Origin of the sequence: Clostridium polynesiense (assembly GCF_000820705.1) — a bacterium.
GTDB classification, from domain to species: Bacteria; Bacillota; Clostridia; order Clostridiales; family Clostridiaceae; genus Clostridium_AA; species Clostridium_AA polynesiense.
Genome location: NZ_CCXI01000090.1, coordinates 12,776 through 30,631, shown reverse-complemented (window position 1 = coordinate 30,631; position 17,856 = coordinate 12,776). Strand labels below are relative to the sequence as shown.

15 protein-coding genes and 1 riboswitch are annotated in these 17,856 nt (G+C 35.5%); all 15 genes read left to right on the top strand.

What is annotated here, in order from left to right; genetic code table 11:
• The first annotated feature begins 7 nt into the window (after positions 1–7).
• A riboswitch (purine riboswitch) is annotated at positions 8–105 on the top strand.
• Positions 106–243: 138 nt separating this feature from the next.
• The 15 genes from guaB to pcrA all read left to right on the top strand — a co-directional run bounded on the left by guaB (position 244) and on the right by pcrA (position 17,841).
• Positions 244–1,701, top strand: coding sequence for an IMP dehydrogenase (gene guaB, locus TA89_RS08290; RefSeq protein WP_040212443.1), 1,458 nt, complete (start codon positions 244–246; stop codon positions 1,699–1,701).
• Between the two features lie 65 nt (positions 1,702–1,766).
• Positions 1,767–3,278: a glutamine-hydrolyzing GMP synthase gene (gene guaA / locus TA89_RS08285; protein ID WP_040212442.1), complete on the top strand. Its 1,512-nt coding sequence runs from the start codon at positions 1,767–1,769 to the stop codon at positions 3,276–3,278.
• A gap of 945 nt (positions 3,279–4,223) precedes the next feature.
• Entirely contained in the window at positions 4,224–5,186 is a 963-nt protein-coding gene (locus TA89_RS08280; RefSeq protein WP_040212441.1) for an ABC transporter permease, read from the top strand.
• Between the two features lie 8 nt (positions 5,187–5,194).
• Positions 5,195–6,109 (top strand): oligopeptide ABC transporter permease, encoded by a 915-nt coding sequence (opp4C, locus tag TA89_RS08275; protein WP_197073441.1) that lies wholly within the window; start codon positions 5,195–5,197, stop codon positions 6,107–6,109.
• A 12-nt stretch (positions 6,110–6,121) separates the two neighbouring features.
• Positions 6,122–7,102 (top strand): ABC transporter ATP-binding protein, encoded by a 981-nt coding sequence (locus TA89_RS08270; protein ID WP_040212438.1) that lies wholly within the window; start codon positions 6,122–6,124, stop codon positions 7,100–7,102.
• Between the two features lie 3 nt (positions 7,103–7,105).
• Positions 7,106–8,080 carry an ABC transporter ATP-binding protein gene (locus TA89_RS08265; protein WP_040212435.1) on the top strand — a complete coding sequence of 325 codons (975 nt, stop codon included), beginning with the start codon at positions 7,106–7,108 and terminating at the stop codon, positions 8,078–8,080.
• 122 nt (positions 8,081–8,202) lie between these two features.
• Entirely contained in the window at positions 8,203–8,403 is a 201-nt protein-coding gene (locus TA89_RS08260) for a hypothetical protein (RefSeq protein WP_040212432.1), read from the top strand.
• A 53-nt stretch (positions 8,404–8,456) separates the two neighbouring features.
• Entirely contained in the window at positions 8,457–9,806 is a 1,350-nt protein-coding gene (locus TA89_RS08255; protein WP_040212430.1) for a glucose-6-phosphate isomerase, read from the top strand.
• A 1-nt stretch (position 9,807) separates the two neighbouring features.
• Positions 9,808–10,251: a YaiI/YqxD family protein gene (locus TA89_RS08250; RefSeq protein ID WP_040212428.1), complete on the top strand. Its 444-nt coding sequence runs from the start codon at positions 9,808–9,810 to the stop codon at positions 10,249–10,251.
• A 161-nt stretch (positions 10,252–10,412) separates the two neighbouring features.
• Entirely contained in the window at positions 10,413–12,413 is a 2,001-nt protein-coding gene (locus TA89_RS08245) for a triple tyrosine motif-containing protein (protein WP_040212426.1), read from the top strand.
• A 51-nt stretch (positions 12,414–12,464) separates the two neighbouring features.
• The gene (locus TA89_RS08240) at positions 12,465–13,148 is read left to right on the top strand and encodes a lytic transglycosylase domain-containing protein (RefSeq protein WP_040212424.1); all 684 of its coding nucleotides are present in this window, start codon (positions 12,465–12,467) and stop codon (positions 13,146–13,148) included.
• Positions 13,149–13,293: 145 nt separating this feature from the next.
• Positions 13,294–13,992, top strand: a complete 699-nt coding sequence (deoD, locus tag TA89_RS08235) for a purine-nucleoside phosphorylase (RefSeq protein ID WP_040212422.1) — start codon at positions 13,294–13,296, stop codon at positions 13,990–13,992.
• Between the two features lie 35 nt (positions 13,993–14,027).
• On the top strand, positions 14,028–14,744 hold the full coding sequence (locus tag TA89_RS08230; protein ID WP_040212419.1) for a pseudouridine synthase: 717 nt from the start codon (positions 14,028–14,030) through the stop codon (positions 14,742–14,744).
• A gap of 373 nt (positions 14,745–15,117) precedes the next feature.
• Complete coding sequence (locus TA89_RS08225; protein WP_040212417.1) at positions 15,118–15,429, top strand: YerC/YecD family TrpR-related protein; 312 nt, start codon at positions 15,118–15,120, stop codon at positions 15,427–15,429.
• Positions 15,430–15,579: 150 nt separating this feature from the next.
• Positions 15,580–17,841, top strand: coding sequence for a DNA helicase PcrA (gene pcrA, locus TA89_RS08220; protein WP_040212415.1), 2,262 nt, complete (start codon positions 15,580–15,582; stop codon positions 17,839–17,841).
• Positions 17,842–17,856: the final 15 nt, after the last annotated feature.

Here is a 17,856-nt window from a genome sequence, read left to right as displayed (position 1 = left end):
TTTTTAATTTAATAGTAACTTTAACGCTCGTATATCCCCTGAATATGGCAGGGAGTCTCTACCGGAAACCGTTAATTTCCGACTATGGGTGAAACTTTAATATGCTGATTAAGACATATTGTTTCACTTATAGAGGATGCAATATGTCTTTTATTTTATCAATTTTTAGGGATATACATTTAAATACTATATTTTTTAGTTATTTATGAAAGAAATAATTCACTATTTTGAAAGGATGATTTTATGGCACGCATTTTAAAGACAGCTTATACTTTTGACGATGTACTTTTAGTTCCAAATAAGTCAGAGGTTTTACCTAAGGATGTAAATTTAAATACTTATTTAACTAAGAAGATTAAGCTTAATATTCCAATCATGAGTGCAGGAATGGATACCGTTACTGAATCTAAGATGGCTATTGCAATGGCAAGAGAGGGCGGCATTGGTATAATACATAAAAATATGAGCATTGAAGCTCAGGCATTAGAAGTGGACAGGGTTAAAAGGCAGGAAAATGGAGTAATCACCGATCCTTTTTATTTATCTGAAGATCATAAGCTGGAGGATGCATTAAAGCTCATGAGCCAGTATAGAATCTCAGGAGTTCCAATAACTAAGGATGGAAAACTTGTAGGGATTGTTACTAACAGGGATATATTATTTGAAACAGACTACAGCAGAAAGATTAAAGAAGTTATGACCAGTGAAAATTTAATCACTGCACCAGAAGGAACTACTATGGATGAAGCTAAGGAAATATTAAAGAAGCACAAAATTGAAAAGCTTCCTCTAGTAGATGAAGATTATAATTTAAGAGGATTAATAACAATTAAAGATATTGAGAAGGCGAAGGTGTTTCCTAATGCTGCTAAAGACTCAAAAGGAAGACTTTTAGTTGGAGCAGCGGTAGGGATAACCATGGATTTAATGGACAGGGTTGACGCTTTAGTTAAGGCGCAGGTGGATGTTATAACTTTAGATACTGCACACGGTCATTCTAAAGGCGTTATGGAAGCAGTGAAAAAAATAAAAGAAAAATATCCAGAAATACAAATAATTGCAGGAAATGTTGCAACACCTCAAGCTGTAGAGGATTTAATTCATGCTGGAGCAGATTGCATAAAAGTTGGAATCGGTCCTGGATCTATATGCACTACTAGAGTGGTAGCAGGGGTGGGAGTTCCTCAGCTTACTGCGGTAATGGACTGTGTAGAGGCCGCTGAAAAGCATGGCATACCTGTTATTGCTGATGGAGGTATAAAATATTCCGGAGATGTGGTTAAGTCTTTAGCTGCTGGAGCAAAGGTAGTTATGATGGGGTCACTTCTTGCAGGATGTGAAGAATCACCTGGAGATGTGGAGATATATCAGGGAAGAAGCTACAAAGTATATAGAGGAATGGGCTCTTTGGCTGCTATGGCTGCAGGAAGCAAGGACAGGTACTTCCAGGAAGGAAACAAAAAGCTGGTTCCTGAAGGAGTAGAAGGAAGAGTTGCTTATAAAGGCTACGTGGCAGATACTATATTTCAGATCATAGGAGGCATAAGGTCCGGAATGGGTTATCTTGGAGCTGCTACTTTAAAGGATTTATATGAAAATGCAAATTTTGTGGTTCAAACTTCAGCAGGATTAAAGGAAAGCCATCCTCATGATATTTATATTACAAAAGAATCTCCTAATTACAGCGTAGACAGAGGTTAATAAAACTAAAACAGTACCTTAAAATTTGTTTCCTTGGAGGATAAGATGGAAAAAAACTTGTTTTAATTATAGATTTTGGCGGTCAGTATAATCAGCTTATAGCCCGTAGGGTAAGAGAGCTTGGAGTATATTGCGAAATACTTCCTTACACAATACCTTTAGAAAAAATAAAAGATAAGAAACCTCAGGGTATAATATTCACTGGGGGCCCTAACAGCGTTTATGGAGAAAATGCACCAAAGATTGATGGTGAGATATTTGAATTAGGAGTGCCTGTACTTGGCATATGCTACGGGGTTCAGCTCATGGCTCATACTTTGGGAGGAAGAGTTGCCTCAGCTTCAGTAAAGGAATATGGAAAAACACAGATCAACTTGAAAAATACAAGTCCCTTATTTAATGGTATGAAGGAAAATGAAGTATGCTGGATGAGCCATACAGATTACGTAGAAGCGGTTCCTGAAGGCTTTGACATAATAGCTCACACAGATCAATGCCCTGCTGCGGCGGTTAGCAATGAAAGTAAAAAGCTTTATGGAGTTCAGTTTCACCCTGAGGTTGAACACACTCCTTTTGGTAAAAAGATGCTTGAAAACTTTGTATACAAGGTGTGCGGTTTAAGTAAGGATTGGACCATGGCTTCCTTTGCAGAAGAAAAAATTAGAGAGATAAAGGAAATTGTTGGAGATAAAAAGCTTATCTGCGCTTTATCCGGAGGGGTGGATTCCTCCGTTGCTGCAGTTATGGTTCACAAGGCAGTAGGCAAGCAGCTTACCTGCATATTCGTGGACCACGGCCTTCTCAGAAAGGATGAAGGAGATACTGTAGAAAAGATATTTAAAGAGCAGTTTGATATGAACTTAATAAGAGTCAACGCCAAGGAAAGATTTCTTTCAAAGCTTAAAGGGGTAGAAGACCCTGAAAGAAAGAGGAAGATTATTGGAGAAGAATTCATAAGAGTATTTGAAGAAGAAGCAGGAAAACTAGGAGAAATCTCCTTCCTTGTACAGGGAACCATATATCCCGATGTAGTAGAAAGCGGTACAGGAACCTCAGCGGTTATCAAAAGCCACCACAATGTAGGAGGACTTCCTGAGGACCTTCAATTTAAGCTTATAGAACCTCTTAGAGAGCTGTTCAAGGATGAAGTGAGAGAAGTTGGAGAAGAACTGGGTATCCCTCATGATCTTGTATGGAGACAGCCATTCCCGGGACCGGGTTTAGCTATCAGAGTCCTTGGAGAAATAACAGAAGAAAAGCTTGAAATTACAAGAGAAGCTGACTTTATCTTCAGAGATGAAATTGCCAAGGCAGGCTTGGATGGAGCTATATGGCAGTACTTTGCAGTACTTCCTGATATACGTTCTGTAGGAGTTATGGGAGATGAAAGAACTTATTCCCATACCATAGCCTTAAGAGCAGTAACCAGCTCTGATGGTATGACCTCTAACTGGGCTCATATACCTTTTGAGGTTTTAGAAAAGGCATCTTCAAGAATTGTAAATGAAGTTAATAATGTAAATAGAGTGGTTTATGACATTACCAGCAAACCACCAGCTACAATTGAGTGGGAATGATATAACTAAAGTCTTAAGTATATAAACTGAGTTTTCGGCTTATATATCCCTTTTTGATATTAAATTGATATTAGCTGCGTAACAGTGGAGAAAACAGCCCTATAAGTCAGATGATTTTTCACGGCTTAGGGGCTGTTTTTTTGTTTTAAGCATCTATAAGACATGGAATAGAGTGTGTTTAGGTTAGAAATAATGAGAAGACCAGACTTGGTAGAAAATATAAAACTACGAAAGATGTAACTATTAAAATTATTTTAGCGAAAAAACTTAAGTAAATGTTTTCATTGATAATTTATCAATTTATTGAATAAACTGTAAATTTTATACGGGATATATTTACCACATTTAAAGAAAAGGACTTAAATTATTAAAAAATCGTTAAAGGAAACCCTATAAATTTTCAGTTAAATTGCTAAGTTGTTAATAAATAAATGTATTTACAAATTAATTGTTAAGATATATAATACAAATATATATAATTCAAATAAAAGTTGGAAATTCCAGAAGAACTTTAAAGATATAGTAAAAATATAGCATTTATCTAACTGTGGGAAAAAGACTAAAATATAGTTAATTCCGCACATTTTTTTTATAACTTGTAAACAGAGCCTTGACATATAATTAGCTTATTATTACTATACTGTATTATACTGTTACTTAACAAAATATTAATTCATACTGCTGCTGACTATGAAAATATTACCGTATTAAGATAAAGATTAATAAAATAATACTGTATTATTTGGGATAATGGTCCAAGCTTTTTTATTAACCTGAATAAGAAGTTTTTTGCTGTAATTCAAATTTTTAAAAGCCTGAAGTATTTACAGCTATTTTTTATAAAATATTACTGTAAATAAGGGTTACGGCAATAACAACTTAGATACATATAAATAAAAGTGCCCGGAGAAATTCCGGGCATACTTAAAAAATAGGGGGGGTACGATGAGACAATATCTAATTAGAAGATTTCTGCAGTTAATTCCTACTCTTGTAGGAATTTCTTTGGTAATTTTCTTAATCTTTGCTTTAGCACCAGGAGATGCTATTTCATCCAATTTAGATCCGCATATGAGTGCTGAGAGAAAAGCAGAGCTGAGAGCTCAAATGCATTTAGACCAGCCTAAATACGTTCAGTATTATTATTGGGCTAAAGGAATAGTACATGGTGATTTAGGGGAATCTTTCTATTACAAAAAGAGCGTTAGCTCGGTAATGAAGGATTATATACCTAATTCCTTTAAACTAGCACTTACTTCCTTGGTTTTGGGAGTGCTTATTGCGGTTCCCATAGGAATAGTATCTGCAACAAAACAATATTCAGGCTTTGACAGTTTCTTTACGGTTTTTGCACTTATTGGTATTTCAATGCCGTCCTTCTTCTTTGGACTGCTGCTCATTAAATTTCTGGCTGTTGACCTTCGGGTGCTTCCGGTATCGGGAATGGAAACTCCGGGATCTAGTTTTACCGGTTTTGCAAAATTCCTTGATCAGACTAAACATATGTTATTACCATTAACGGTTTTAACTTTGGGGAGTGTTGGAAGCTGGATGAGATACACTCGTTCCAGTATGCTTGAGGTTATCAGACAGGATTATATAAGAACAGCCAGAGCTAAAGGTCTTAAAGAAAAGGTGGTTATATATAAACACGCACTTAGGAATGCTTTAATTCCGGTTATAACTCTGCTTGGTTTTTCCATACCAGGATTGTTTTCAGGTGCAGTACTTACAGAGACAATTTTTAACTGGCCTGGTATAGGACCTGTTCAAATCAATGCCGTTAACGGCAGGGATTACTATCTACTCATGGGAACTAATATGCTGCTTGCCTTATTAACGCTTGTAGGTAATCTTGTAGCAGACGTAGCATATGCTTTAGTTGACCCAAGAATAAGACTTAAGTAGGGGGTGCGGTGATGAACGAAATAAATACACAGGTTGCTTCAAAAAAAGAAAAAATAGAGAGCCCTTGGCGTGTTGCCTGGAGAAGGCTTAAAAAGAACAAGCTTGCTATGACAGGACTTTTTATAATACTGTTTCTTACTGTAGCATCATTTGTGGGACCATTATTATATCCCTATGATATGAACCATTTGGATTTTCTTAACATAGAGCAGCCCCCATCTTCTCTTCATATATTGGGAACTGATAACTTAGGAAGAGACGTGCTTGCAAGACTTATGCAGGCAGGAAGAATTTCACTTCTTGTTGGCCTTGTGGCTGTAACCATTGAGGTTGTCATAGGCAGTGTTTTAGGTGTTTTGGCAGGACACTACGGAGGTGTAGTTGATGCTATAATAATGAGAATAGTTGATATATTCTTATGTTTTCCTTTCCTTCCGCTCTTGATAATGCTTGGTGCTGTTATGTCAGACCTTGCAGTGGCACCGGATAAAAGGATATTTGCTGTAATGTTTATTATAGGGCTTTTAAGCTGGCCTACTATTTGCCGTCTTGTAAGAGGACAGATACTTTCCTTGAGAGAACAGGAATTTATGCAGGCAGCAGAAGCTCTTGGATTAAAAGATAGAAGAAAGATGTTTGCTCACTTATTGCCAAATACCTTTGCATCAATAATAGTAAGTGCAACTTTAGGTATAGGGGGAGCAATATTAACTGAATCAAGCTTAAGCTTCTTAGGTCTTGGAGTTACACCACCTACACCAACCTGGGGTAATATGATACAGGTCGTTAATGATCAATACGCACTTCAGTATCTGCCTTGGTTGTGGATACCACCAGGTTTATGTATATTCTTAACAGTTATGTCTATAAACCTTTTTGGTGACGGATTAAGAGATGCTCTAGATCCTAAGTTGAAAGTATAGGAGGTAGAGAAGATGGCGAAGAATTTAGTGGAATTTAAAAATTTAAAAACCTACTTCCATACGAGCGATGGGGTAGTAAAAGCAGTTAACGATGTTAGCTTTAAAATAAAAGAAGGGGAAACAGTATGCGTTGTTGGAGAGTCAGGCTGCGGAAAATCCGTTACAGCTATGTCCCTTATGAGGCTGATCCCCACACCTCCTGGAAAAATTGAAGGTGGAGAAATATTATTTGAAGGAAAAGACCTTCTTAAATACACTGAGGCTGAAATGCGAGATGTAAGAGGTAATGATGTATCTGTTATATTTCAGGAGCCAATGACCTCCTTAAATCCCGTATTTAAGGTAGGAGATCAGATTTGTGAAGCTATTATACTTCACCAGAAGCTTTCAAAGCAGGAAGCGGAAAAAAAGGCTATAGAAGTATTAAAGATAATCGGAATTCCCAGAGCAGAAGAAATAATGAAGTCTTATCCTCATGAACTTAGCGGCGGTATGAGACAGAGGATAATGATTGCTATGGCTGTATCCTGTAATCCTAAGCTTTTAATAGCTGATGAGCCTACTACAGCATTAGATGTTACTATCCAGGCTCAGATACTGGATTTGATGAGAGATATTAAGAAAAAGCTGAATACCTCAATATTATTGATAACCCATGATTTAGGGGTTGTTGCTGAAATGGCAGATTATGTTGTGGTTATGTATGCCGGTAAAGTAATTGAAGAAGCTCCTGTGGAGGAATTATTTAAAAATCCACTTCATCCTTATACAGTAGGTTTATTGAAATCTAAACCAATACTGAATAAGGATACAGGAAACAGATTGTATTCAATACCTGGACAGGTTCCCAATCCTATTGGAATGCCTGATAACTGCTACTTTAATACAAGATGCGATAAGTGTATGAAGGTGTGCAAGGAAAAACAGCCAGCTTTAATTAATGTTAATGAAAGACATAAGGTTGCATGTTGGCTTTATGAGGAGGGAAAGTAGGATATGGAAAAATCAGATGTTATATTAAAGGTGGAAAACCTTAAAAAATACTTTCCTATAAAAGCTGGAGTATTCTCTAGGGTAGTGGGCAATGTGAAAGCTGTTGATGATGTATCCTTTGAATTGAAAAAAGGAGAAACCTTAGGGCTTGTTGGAGAATCCGGATGTGGTAAGTCCACTACCGGAAGAGCTATCTTAAGATTATTTGATAAAACAGCAGGAAATGTATATTTCGAAGGGCAGGATATATTTGAGCTGAAAAGAGAAGAGCTTAGAAAAATGAGACCTCGTATGCAGATGATATTTCAGGATCCTTACAGTTCTTTAAATCCAAGAATGAGTGTTGGTGAAATTATTGGAGAGTCCTTACTGGATCACAATCTTTGCAAAAAGGATGAGGTTACCGATAGAGTTTTGGAAACTATGGAAAGATGCGGTCTAGCTCCTTACCATATAAGAAGATTTCCTCATGAGTTCTCCGGTGGACAGAGACAGAGAATAGGTATTGCCAGAGCACTGGTTTTAAAGCCAAGTTTTATTGTAGCTGATGAACCTGTATCTGCTCTTGACGTTTCTATACAGTCTCAGATAATAAACTTAATGAGCGAGCTTCAGGAGGAAATGGGCTTCTCTTATCTCTTTATTTCCCATGACTTAAGCGTTGTTAAGCATTTAAGCCATAGAGTTGGAGTTATGTATTTAGGTTCCTTAGTGGAGCTTGCACCCAAAAATGAACTTTATGACAATCCGCTTCATCCATATACGAAAGCTTTATTGTCTGCGGTTCCTATACCTGACCCAACACTTAAGAGAGAGAGGATTATATTATCAGGAGACATTCCAAGTCCTGCTAATCCGCCAAAGGGCTGCAAATTTCATACAAGATGTCCTTATGCAATGGATGTATGTAAAAAGGAAGTTCCTTTATATAAAAATGTTGGAAATGAGCATTATGTTGCATGCCATTTAGTTAAATAATAAAAAAACCTAAGCGGAATATATCGCTTAGGTTTTTTTTATACCAGCAATAATATACCTTTGCCAAATGCTGTGGTATAATAATTAGTATTATAATTCAAAATATCCTTGAGGTGATAATATTGTTTGATTTTAGACCCAAAGATGATTTCAATGAACCAAAACCAGAGTTTCCAGAGGATTTTCAACATGAAAAGATTGGATTTAAAGATCTTCTTGCACTGGTAATAGCTCAATACACCATACTTTTACCTATGGTATTTGTTGCTGTTATAATTGCAACATTGGTTATGCTTTTTGTAACAAGAGTTTGGCTTAAATAGTTAAATATATATAATAATTATTTATAAATAATTTGTACCATGGAGGGATAAAAATGAGAGAAAAGATAACTCTAGATTTAACTAAAACACATCCATATCTTAAGCAGCATGAAATATCAAATATGAAAGACATGATAAATACTGCTCAGGATATGCTTCACAATAAAAAAGGAGCAGGTAATGACTTTCTAGGTTGGCTGGACCTTCCGGCAAATTATGATAAAGATGAGTTTCAGAGGATAAAGAAGGCTGCGGAGAGGATAAGAAGCAATTCCGAAGTGCTTGTAGTAATAGGTATTGGAGGTTCTTATTTAGGAGCAAGAGCTGCTTTGGAAATGCTTAACCACAGCTTTTATTCAATGCTTCCAAAGAATAAAAAGAAGGCTCCAGCAATTCTTTTTGCAGGAAATAATATAAGTTCAACCTATATGGCTGATCTCCTTGAAGCGGTAGATGGAATGGATATAAGCGTCAATGTTATATCTAAATCCGGAACCACTACTGAACCTGCTATTGCTTTTAGAATATTTAAAGAGTACCTTGAGAAGAAATACGGAAAAGAAGAAGCGGTTAAGAGAATATATGCAACTACAGATAAATCAAAGGGAGCATTAAAATCTCTTGCAGATGCTGAAGGTTATGAAACCTTTGTAATTCCTGATGATGTAGGGGGAAGATATTCTGTACTTACAGCAGTAGGACTTCTTCCAATAGCTGCAGCAGGGATAGACATAGATGAAATGATGCAGGGAGCTAAGGATGCTTCTGAGGAGTATTCAAAGGGTAACATAGAAGAAAATGACTGCTATAAATATGCTGCGGCACGAAATGCATTATACAGAAAAGGAAAAACCACTGAAATAATGGTTAATTATGAGCCTTCCCTGCATTACTTCGGAGAATGGTGGAAGCAGCTTTACGGAGAAAGCGAAGGTAAGGATAACAGGGGGATATTCCCTGCAGCTGTAGATTTTTCAACGGATCTGCATTCCATGGGACAGTATATTCAAGAGGGGCTTAGAAATTTATTTGAAACTGTTATTAACGTTGAAAAACCAAGAAAAGAAATAATAATAGAAGAAAGCAGAGAAAATATAGACGGATTGAATTTCCTTGCAGGGAAGAGCATGGATTTTGTGAATAAGAAAGCTTTCCAGGGTACAGTACTTGCTCATAATGATGGCGAGGTTCCTAACATAATAATAAATGTACCTGAACTAACCCCATACTATTTTGGGTACATGGTTTATTTCTTTGAAAAAGCCTGTGCTGTAAGCGGATATCTTTTAGGAATAAATCCCTTTGACCAGCCGGGAGTTGAGGCTTATAAAAAGAATATGTTTGCACTGCTTGGAAAACAAGGTTATGAAGATATGAAATCAGAACTGGAAAAGAGATTGTAAAATGAAAATACTGGTGGACGCAGATGCCTGTCCTGGAAGAAATATAATAGAAAAAGCTGCAATGAGCCATAATATAGAAGTTGTAATGATATGTGATTTAAATCATTCCCTTCAAAGTGATTATAGCAGAATAGTGTATGTGGACAGCGGTTTTCAAAGCGTGGATATGTATCTTATAAATCTCTGCGGAAAAAAGGATATAGTAGTAACTCAGGATTTTGGAGTAGCTGCTATGGCTTTGGGAAAAGGTGCCTATGCTATAGGTCCAAAAGGTTATATTTATAGTGAAGATAATATCGACAGACTTCTTTTTGAAAGGCATCTGTCTCAGAAAACCAGAAGGGCAGGCGGACGAACCTCATCTGTTAAAAAAAGAAGTAGTGAAGATGATGACAGGTTATATAAGAACTTGAAGCTTTTAATAGAAAAAGCTATAAATAATTAAAACCAGCCTGAGAAATTAATATAATTTCTCAGGCTGGTTTTATGTACTTATTTTTTAAAAGATTTAAAATTTAGTACAATTTATTTATATATATTGTTACAAATAATGGTAATATAGTATAATTAACTTGGTAAATACTATGGAAAAGAGGGGAAAAAGGGATGAAAGAATTAGAAATTATTTTAAACAGGGAAAGCCCTCAGAAAGAAGGCAGCGAAATTGAGTTGTCTGTTGTTAATTCAGAAGCTGATTATCTATATAAATTCAATGCCGGTATAGATGGAATATGGACAACTATTCAAGACTTCAGTAAAGACAGCTTTTGCTTATGGAAGCCTCAGGAGGACGGGAAATATACCATAATGGTTCAGGGAAGAGATATTAACAGCAAAAAGCCCTTTGATGCTGCTGCTAAATTTGACTATATTATAGGAAGTATAGAAGAAAATCTAATCCAGAATGTGTTTATGGACAGAAGAGAGCTTCTTCAAGGGGAAAAAATAAATGTTTTAGTGGAAACCTCCGTTAAGCCTGTTATGTATAAATATTGGATAAGCGGAAGGGATGGATGGGAGCTTATTAAGGATTATACCAGTGAAAATGAATTTATATTCACTGCAAATGAACCTGGAAAGCATGAAATACTAGTAGAGTGTAAGACCATTGAATCTAAGAATAATTTTGATGACTTTAAAACCGTTAGCTTTCTGGTATCTGAAATTGAAAAGGCTGAAATAACGGATTTTAAATGTCTTACTTCAGAACTTCTTACAGAGGAAGAACTTGTATTTCAGGTAGAATCTAAGCAGGAAGACAGCAGGATGGTGCTTTATAAATTCATTAAGATAGATCCAGTGGGAAAAGCATTATGCATTCAGGATTATTCCACCAAAAGGATGGTTTCCTTCAGAGAAAAAAAACCTGGAAGTTATAAGCTCTTATGCTTTGTAAAGGATATGTATTCATTAGAAGAATATGACGATAGAGCTATAATGTTTTACGATGTTAAACCCTATAATCCTATAGTTATTAATAGCTTTACCACAGACTTCATTTCTCCTCAAGCTACAGGAACTAAAATACTTTTAAAGGCTCTGGTTTCCGGAGGCAGAAATTTATTATACAAGTATAAAATAGAAGGAAATCACGGTGAAGACAGCGGATATATAAGAAATAACAGCTATATTTGGAAGGCTGAGCATCCCGGGGACTATAAAGTTACACTATATGTCAAGGATGAAAGCTGCCCTGGAGAATATGAAGCTTCAAGCAGCCTGGAGTATGTAATAGCTGAGAAGGCTGTAAAATCAGTAAAAATAAAAGAAGTGGCTCTTAGCAGGGAAAGGGATTATATAAAAAATAAACCTATAAATATTACTGTAGTGGCTGAGGGAGGCACTGAATTAAGGTATTCCTTTTTAGTTTATAAGGGTATGGAAGAAATTGAAAGGATGGGATTTGGCAGTGCTAACTGGGTGAATTTCATTCCTAAGGAATCTGGGGAATACCAAATGGAGATAAGGGTTAAGGATAAATATTCCAATAAGGATTATGACAGCCATACTTTTTTATATTTCAATGTAAAGGACTATATAAAAGCTTCAATAGATTATGTACTCATACCTTCAAAGGAATATTATATGGTGGAGGATGATATAGAAATTGAAGTTATTACAAAGAATACACAAGAAACCCTTATAAAATATTCTATAAGCATAAATGACCATCTGGTGGAAGAAACTCAGTTCATTAAAAGCAAAAGGTTTAAATTTACTCCTAAGGTAAGCGGAAAATACAGTATTTCAATATATTCTAAGAATCTGCAGTGCAGAGAGTGCTTTGATGATAAAAAAGAGGTCAAGCTATATATACATGAAGCTCTTCCTGTTACCGGTACTAAAATAAAAAGCAGTAAAGTAAAAGTCCAGAAAAATGAAGAGATTTCCTTTGTGGTACAAAGTGAAGGGGGCAAGGAAGTATGCTATGAATTTTACCTTATGGAAAACAGTGAATGGAAATTAATGCAGAAATACAGCAGGAAAAACTATTATACCTTAATCCCCTTTTTGAAAGGGGTATACAAAGTTTTGGTATTAAGCAGAAGCTTTTATAAAAAGGCTGCATATGAAGATTATGATATATTTGAATTTGAGGTTAATTAAATAATAAACTAAACGATAATTAAGGGTAATAGTTTTTAAGGTGGTGTACTGATGAACGTTAATAAGCCTGAGCAGATATTAGGACTTCAAATATTATCTTCCTTTATGAAAAAATCTTTAGGTGACGGTCCTGCCTTTGACCTTGTGCTGGAGGCATTGATTAAGTCGTCATCACAAAATGATAATTTTAATATTTTCGATTCTCATTCAAATTCCAGAGGAGAAAACCTTAATAGTCTTCCTATTAATATTAAAAATCAGGAAAAAACAGATGAATTAAAGGGGGCTGCGTATAAGCCCGGTGCAGTAATAAATAAAAATTCCTCTGAAAAAATGGAGATTATAAACAGGGCTGTAGATAAATATTCCAAAGAGTATGATGTAGACAGCAAGCTTATACATGCAATTATCAAGCAGGAATCCAATTATAATCCTAACTCTGTTTCAAAAGCCGGAGCTATGGGGCTGATGCAGCTTATGCCTGAAAACTGCGTTGAGGACGGGGTGAAGGATCCTTTTGATATAGAAGACAACATAAGAGGCGGAATAAAGCAGTTTAAAGGATATTTAAACAGATATAAAGACATAGAAATGTCATTAATGGCTTATAATGCCGGGCCCGGCACTGTTAAAAGAAGAGGCGTTAAATCTATAGATGACGTATATAAGATGCCTAAGGAAACACAACATTATGTAAAGAAGGTAATGAATTACTACAGGGAATATTCAAAATAAACTATAGTCAGATTATTAAAGCAGTTATCTCTTATAATTTTAAGGGATGACTGCTTTTCTTTAAGGCTCTATGACTAATATATGTCTTTCAATGTTATAATACTTATAGGGTATTTATTATAAATGTTGTTGAGGAGATGGTTATATGAGTACACATATAGAAGCAAAAAAAGGGGATATTGCTGAAAGTATTTTGCTGCCCGGTGATCCTCTGAGAGCTAAGTTTATAGCGGAAAAGTATCTTGATAATACTGTGTGCTACAATGAAGTTAGAGGAATGCTGGGCTTTACAGGATATTATAAAGGCAAAAGGTTATCTGTTCAGGGAACGGGAATGGGCATACCTTCTATTTCTATTTATGTAAACGAGCTTATTAAGTTTTATGGAGTTAAAAATTTGATAAGAATAGGTACCTGCGGATCCATTCAGGAAAATATCAAGGTGAGGGATACCCTTCTGGCTTTAAGTGCATCTACAAACTCAGGGGTTAACAGGATGAGGTTTAATGGAATGGACTATGCACCTACTGCAAGCTTTGAACTGGTTTACAGGGCATATACTAAAGCCAGGGAAATAAATATCGATATTAAGGCAGGAAACATATTAACCAGCGATTTATTTTACAATGATATTCCTGATGATTGGAAGCTTTGGGCAGAGTATGGAGTTATGGGAATAGAAATGGAAACCGCAGAGCTTTATACTAATGCTGCAAGAGAAGGGGTTAATGCATTATCCATTCTAACAGTAAGCGATTCAATGATAACCCATGAAGAAACTTCAGCAGAAGAAAGACAGAGCAGTTTTTTAAAAATGATAGAATTAGCCTTAGAGATAGTATAAAATATATTAATCATAAGAAAAAGGAGAGTAAGATTTTGGAGAGATTGGATAAGATACTGTCGAACCTGGGATATGGTTCCAGAAAAGAAATAAAGGGTATTATAAAAAAGGGAATGGTTTTAATTGACGGAATTGAGGTTAAGGATTCCTCCCTGCAGGTAGACCCTGAAAAGTCTAAAATTATCGTAGGAGGAGAAGAGGTAAATTACAGGAAGTACATATACCTCATGATGAATAAGCCTGATGGAGTGGTTTCTGCAACCTATGATAAGTATGATGAAACCGTAGTGGATTTGCTTCATCCGGACCATTCGATTTTTAATCCCTTTCCTGTAGGCAGGCTTGATAAGGATACAGTTGGACTTCTGCTTTTAACTAATGATGGAGAATTAAATCACAGACTTATCTCTCCAAAGTGGCATGTTGATAAGGTATATTATGCAGAGATAGATAAAAAGGTAGAGGAAAAGGATGTGGAAGCCTTTAGGTCAGGTGTAATCCTTGATGACGGATATAAATGCCTCCCTGCGGAGCTTAGAATACTTGAAGCGGAGGAAAATGGATCCAAGGTTGAAGTAGTGCTTCAAGAGGGTAAATTTCATCAGGTAAAGAGAATGTTTGAAAGCAGAGGAAAAAAGGTTGTCTATTTAAAAAGAATAAGCTTTGCTGATTTGAAATTAGATGGTGATTTAGAAGAAGGGGAATATAGAGAGTTAACACCTGAAGAAATAGAAATGCTAAAATCCATATAATTTAAAACAAAATGATGTTTTTCTATCATTAATATATATAAAGTGAGTGTAAAATTGCATTTTATAAAATATGTTTATTAATTATATGAATAAATAGCTTGAAATTATGAAACTCTTAAATTATAATAATCATGCAAGGATAAATAGAAGGATAATAGCCCCCTTTTTATTTATTAACCTGCGGCGCGGCTTTCCCCAAAAGCTGCGCTTTGTTATTTAAGGACATATAAATTAAAAAATATGAATGGAAAAAATCATTTTATTTTTTTTATGAATTAATTTATAGATTATGGGGATAAAATGTAAATTATTATAGAAAGATATACAGTTAAGTGGTAGAATAATACTATATTGATTATCAGGGAGTGAGGTTATGGGGGAATATAAATCAAAGCTTGAAAGTGAAGAAATGGACTTCCTTTTTGACGCAATTTTAAGCTTAAAAAGTCGTGAGGAATGTTATAGGTTTTTTGATGACATATGCACTATTAATGAGATAAAGGCATTAGAGCAGAGGCTTCAGGTTGCAAAAATGCTTAAGCAGAGAAGAACATATTTGGATATAGCAAGTACCACAGGTGCAAGTACTGCTACTATTTCCAGGATAAACAGGGCGTTAAATTACGGTAGTGATGGATATAATTTAATATTTGAAAGAATTGATTGGAAAGAAAAGAAAAAATAACAGGTTAAGCTTTACATTGTAATGTAAAGCTTTTCTTTTTGTGGGATATTAATAGAGATATGATTAAATAGCTTTTTTTTATGCTATAATTTATAGATATTGATATAATTAATATATAATTATTCTCTTATTATTTTGAGGAGTGAGTTCATGAATCTTGAGAAGTTACTTAATAAAGAACAGTATAAAGCAGCAACAACTACAGAAGGGCCTCTTCTAATACTGGCAGGAGCCGGTTCAGGGAAAACAAGAGTTTTAACCTATAGAATGGCTCATATGATAAAAAATATGAATATATATCCTTCGCAGATATTAGCTATTACCTTTACAAATAAGGCTGCAGGTGAAATGAAGGAAAGGGTAAGGGCTCTAATAGGTGAAGAGGCAGATAATATGTGGATTTCTACCTTTCACTCCAGCTGTGTAAGAATATTAAGGAGAGAAATAGATAAGATTGGATATAAAAAGGATTTTACTATTTATGATACCTATGATCAAAAGGCTCTAATCAAGCAGGTTATGGGTGAGCTGAACATAAATGATAAGGACATAACTGATAGCGAAGTAATAGGCAAAATAGGTAGAGCAAAGGATAACCTTATTACCCCAGAGCAGTTTAAAAGAATGAATGAAAGCAATTATAGAGAGGATAAAATCGCAGGGGTGTATTCCTTATATCAAAAGAAGCTTAAGTCCAATAATGCCTTAGACTTTGATGATATAATATGCAAAACCATAGAACTTTTTAAGAAAAATGATGATGTTTTGGAGTTTTATCAGAGAAAATTCAAATATATTATGGTGGATGAGTATCAGGACACCAATAAAGCACAATACGAGCTTGTAAGGCTCCTTTCCTATAAATATAAAAACATCTGCGTAGTGGGGGATGATGATCAGTCCATATATGGATGGAGAGGCGCTGATTTAAGAAATATTTTGGATTTTGAAAAAGATTATCCAAATACAAAAGTAATAAAGCTGGAGCAGAATTACCGCTCTAAAGCAAATATACTAAAGGCTGCAAATACCGTGATAAAGAATAATCTTGAAAGAAAGAGCAAGGTTCTTAGGACGGAGGATGTAGCTGGAGAAAAGATAAAGGTATACAGGGCTTTTTCAGATATGGAAGAAGGAGAATTTGTAGCAAGGGAAATAAATAAATTACTGGACAGCGAAGAAAAGAAATACAGTGATTTTGCTGTACTCTACAGGACAAATGCTCAATCCAGGGTTTTTGAAGATATATTTATTAAAAGAGATATACCCTACAGGATTATTGGAGGGCTGAAATTCTATGACAGGAAAGAGATTAAAGATATAATGGCGTATCTTAAATTCATCAATAATCCTTCTGATGAGGTGAGCCTTAGAAGAATAATAAACGTTCCAAAAAGAAATATAGGTGACGCTACGGTTTCAAAAGTTCAGGATTTTGCAGTATCTATTGATGACAGCTTATATAATGTCCTTTTGGATATAAACAGCGTTCCGGCACTGACCTCCAGGAACTTAAACAGCCTTAACGGTTTTGTGGAACTTGCTGAAGATCTTATGACCATGAAGGAACAGCTTTCTGTTTCTATGCTGATTGAGTATATTTTAGAGAAGACAGGGTATATGCAGGAACTCAATAAATCTAAAAATCCTGAGGATGAAAGCAGGATTGAGAACTTAAAAGAATTAGTTTCTGCTGCAGTAGAATTTGAAAAAGGCTCAGAGGATAAAAGTCTTTCAGCTTTCTTAGAAAAAGTAACTTTAGTTTCCGATGTGGATAATTATGATGAAACCTCTGATTCCGTGGTGCTTATGACAGTTCACAGCGCAAAGGGGTTGGAATTTCCAGTAGTATTTATGGTTGGGATGGAAAATGGAATTTTCCCAGGTACTGCTTCGTTAAACGATCCTAAGGAGATGGAGGAGTCAAGGAGGCTTTGTTACGTAGGAATAACCAGAGCTAAGGAGATATTATATATGTGTTCTGCAGAGGTAAGAAGGGTGTTTGGAAGGACCGTTGCTTACGCTCAATCAGATTTCTTAAATGAGATTTCTGCAGACTTGAAAGAAAATTTAAACAAAAGCGGACAAAAGGCTGAGAGAAATTCATCAAGGGAGTATGGAAACTCCTATATGGAATATAATAATCCTCACAGCTTAAGAAATAATTATAATAATACCCATGCAAACAGACCTCAGTTAAAGACTCTTGAGGATATACTGGAAAACAGAGAAAGCAAAAAACTCACTGCAGAGGAAGCTTCCATGGGCCGTAAGGTTAAGCACAGCAAATTTGGAGTGGGGACCATTATAAACGTAGTAAAGGAGCAAAATGATGTGAAGCTTACCATTGCTTTTGACAATCAGGGAATAAAAAATCTGCTTCTATCAATTGCACCGCTTGAAATGTTATAATTTACCTAGGGAAAA